Here is a 3,656-nt window from a genome sequence, read left to right as displayed (position 1 = left end):
CGTCCTCGACGACTGCACACCGGCCGAACTCTTCGCAGCGCTGGTAGCCTCCGAAACCACTCCACGTTGCGACGTTGACTAGAACCCAAGTCGGCGTCAACACGGGCTACGTGAAGAGGGGCGGGATCCAGATCTTCCCGATGTCGATCTTCTCGTCTTTGGACGGACCTGGCGGCCCTGGCGGTCCGGGGGGCCCGACCGGACCAGCGGGCCCGACCGGCCCGGCAGGTCCAGCCGGTCCAGCCGGTCCAGCCGGTCCGAGTGGTCCGGCAGGTCCGGCAGGCCCAGCCGGTCCGAGTGGTCCGGCAGGTCCGGGTGGTCCGGCAGGGCCGGTGTCGGGGTGCAGTGGGGTCGAGGTGGTTGAAGGCTTTGAGGTCACTGTGGCTCCGGACGCTGGGGTCGCGCTCGCGGTTGCCACGTTCTCGATCTTCCCGGCGGCGACGTCGGCCTGTGTGGTCGTGTAGTTCGCCGTGCAGATCGTCATCGCGGCGGCGGCCAGTGTCGCCACTGGGCAGTCCACGGCCGACAGGCCGGGCATCGGGTCGTTCACCGCGAGGTTGGTGAGCGTGACCTTGCTGCGGTTGTTGATGAGGTACAGGTATGTCAGCTGCTCACCCGCGGCGGTGAAGGACGTGGCGTTGACAATCTTCACCAGCGACAGGACCGGTACCGCCAGCGTCGCGATCGCCGGGTCGGAGATGACCGGTGGACCCGACGGTGGTGTGCCCGCCGCCCACGCGCTGTTGCTGAGCGTGCCCTTGTCGGCGTCGGCCTGCGTCGTGACATAGCTGGCGGTGCAGGTCGTCGACTGGCCCGGAGCGAGGCTCGTCGCGGCGCAGCGCACCGGTGACACCCCTGCCAGCGCGTCGTACACGAACACGTTGGTCAGCGGCTGGCCGCTGGTGTTCGTCGCGCTGTAGGTGAAGTCGATCGGCTCGCCCGGGCCCGTGAACGACGTCTGGGCTGCGGACTTGCTCAGCGAGATCGACGCTGGCCCCAGTGTCGCGGACGTTCCCGCGGGCGTCGAGGTCACCGGCGGTCCCGACGGGGGTTGTCCGGCCGCCACCGCGTCACTGGTCACCGACCCCCGGGCCAGGTCCTGAGCGTCGATGCTGTGCGTCGCGGTGCAGGTCATCGATACTCCGGGCGGCAGCGGAGGGCCGCTGGGGCAGGACACCGTGGTGGTGCTCAGGGCCTCGGCGAGCCCTGCGTTCTCCAGGGGAACATCTCCGGTGTTCGTCACCAGGTACGAGTAGCGCAGGAGCTGCCCTACAGCGGTGAAGGTGGTCGGCGTCACCTGCGCCACGAGAGAGATGCCGGGATGGGTCGGCTGCGGGGGCGGGCCTGGTGTCGTCGTGACCGCCGGGGCGGAGACCACGGGCGGCGCGCCGGGCGCCGATCCGTAGGCGACCGCGTCGTTGTTGACCTGGCCGGCGTTCACGGCGGCCGCGTCGGTGACATAGGAGGCCGTGCAGGTCATCGACGCACCGGCGGCCAGCGCCATCGCCGGGCAGGCGACCGGGGTCAGCCCTGGGAGGCCGTCTAGGACCTGGATGTCGGACAGCCCGACCGCGCCGGTGTTCGTCACCAGGTAGGAGTAGTCCAGCGTCTGGCCCACGCCGGAGAACGCGGCCGGTGCGGCGGACTTGGCCAGGGACAACGCGCCGGCTCTGGGCGGGAAGGGTCCGCCGCCGCTTAGCGGGGTGACGACGACTACCGGCGGCGACGCGACCAGCACGCCCTTGGGGTCGGTGCCGACGAGGCGCGCCACATCCGCGACGAAGCCGGCGTCGACGTCGGCCTGGGTCGGAATGATCCGGGCCGTGCAGAGCGGGCGTTGGGCCGGAGCCAGCGTGCCCGGGCAGGTAATCGGGCCGCCGGTCGCAGATCGCGACCGTGAGGACACGATGTGGACTCCGGTCAGCGTGACGTTCCCGTTGTTGAACGTGCGGTACAGGTCGATGACCGGCTGGCCTGCGCCGGAGAAGACACCGGAATTCTGGGGGTCCAGCAGGGCGCCTGGCCTCTGCACGGCGGGCACGAAGGCGGTCGAGGGCGCCGATGTCACCCATTCTCCGGTCGCGAGCCGGCCGGTGGCGACGGCACTGACGTAGATCAACCCTCGGTCGACATCCGCCTGGCTGACGCTTGTCTGCAGGGCGCAGGCCATGGACACCCCCGGCGCGAGTACCCGCGCCGGGCAGGAGGGCGTGGAACCCGGCCGGGTCGTCTCCAGGACGGAGATCTCGCTCAGCGGGGCGGCGCCGGTGTTGGCCACGACGAAGGTGAAGCTCACCTGGCCCGAGTTCCCCCCGAAGGAGGGCTGGTCCGGTGAGCCCACGATGCTGATCGATCCGGACAGCGGGGGCGTGGACGTGGAGCTGTGCGCCGGGGCGGAGGTCACCGGGGGGCCGGACGGCGGCGTGCCGTTCGCGACGGCGGTGTTCTCGACCCGTCCGTGGTCGACGTCCGCCTGGGTCGTCACGTAGGTGGCGCCGCAGGTGGTGGTTCCTCCCGGGGCCAGTTCGGTGGCCGCGCAGGTCACCGGAGACACGCCGGCGAGCGCGTCGTGGACGACGACGTTCGTCAGCGGCGCGTCCCCGCTGTTCGCCACCAGATAGGAGAAGTCGAGCGTCTGACCGGCGCCCGAGAAGGAGGCCTGCGCCACCGACGTGGCCACCGCGATCGCGGGAGCCAGCGCCGCCACGGCGGCCCGCGGTGCGTCGCCGCTCGCGGGCCCCGGGTCAGCGGACGTCGACGGACTGCCAGAACTGGGTGGCGTGACCGCCATCGCCGGGGCGGCGGTGGCCGTGAGCACGGTCGCCGTGAGCACGGTCAGCGCGCCGACGACGGGCACGAGCCAGGCCCGCGGGCCCGTGGATCCGATCGGCGCGAGCAGACCCGCCCGGTGCCGCGGTGGACGTCTCGACATGCTCGCTCCTCGGCCTGGCCGCCCGCCGACGCCCGAGACCGCGACGGGCCGGCAGCAGGCGTCGATGGACCAGCACAGCACGGTTGTGCGTCACAGCTAGTGACGTGATCCTCGCCGAGAATTACACAGAGCGATCGAACGTCGGTGGAACTCGGGCGCGGCGCGTCGTCGTCGCCCGTCGGCCCGAGGTCCGCGTGGTGGAGCCCCCAGCTGTCAGCGCAGCGTCGGCCTCACAACTCAGACTTCCCGACCAATTCGGCCAGCCTCCACCATCGAACCCGTGGAAACGCGCCACCTGCATGAGAGACCTCGACCGACAAGCAGTGGGACGCGTGGCGGCGGCCGTGGCGAGGCCCAACTGCTTCTTTCCCGGTCTGGCCGGCGGTGGAGGCCTGTCGTGAGGGAGGCTGTCACCAGCCGCGAAGGGCTTCCGGCGGCCGCGACGGGATACCGGAGACCGACGCTCCGACCTTCGGTCACTGTGGTCCGCACCGACACTGGGGATCTCCTCAGCCGCGTAGAAGAGCCGCCATTGCCGAGCCGGGTGGCGACGGCCCCTGCTGTGGGGCGGCTCCAGAAGGCCAGGTCAACACCGGTGGCCGAGTTCTGGCACCCCACACGTCCTGGGCGGCCTGCCGGGTAGCCGGCGGGAGTTTCACCCGCCGGCCCCCACAGATCCGGACGTGACACTCTCGCGTCATCCGGCTCGTGCTATCCGATGGCC

Annotated in this window: 1 protein-coding gene; it reads right to left on the bottom strand. The window is 71.2% G+C overall.

Annotation, left to right across the window (positions count from 1 at the left end; genetic code table 11):
- Positions 1 to 106: 106 nt before the first annotated feature.
- Positions 107 to 2,932, bottom strand: coding sequence for a DUF7507 domain-containing protein (locus tag CC117_RS09160; RefSeq protein WP_071083325.1), 2,826 nt, complete (start codon positions 2,930 to 2,932; stop codon positions 107 to 109).
- Positions 2,933 to 3,656 lie beyond the last annotated feature (724 nt).

The sequence above is a fragment of the Parafrankia colletiae genome (assembly GCF_001854655.1).
GTDB classification, from domain to species: Bacteria; Actinomycetota; Actinomycetes; order Frankiales; family Frankiaceae; genus Parafrankia; species Parafrankia colletiae.
The sequence above is the reverse complement of the archived record's forward strand: the minus strand, read 5'-3'. Positions and strand labels throughout refer to the sequence as shown.

Coding starts and splice junctions, on each gene's coding strand:
- CC117_RS09160 (WP_071083325.1), bottom strand. CDS start 2,932: ATGTCGAGACGTCCACCGCGGCACCGGGCGGGTCTGCTCGCGCCGATC.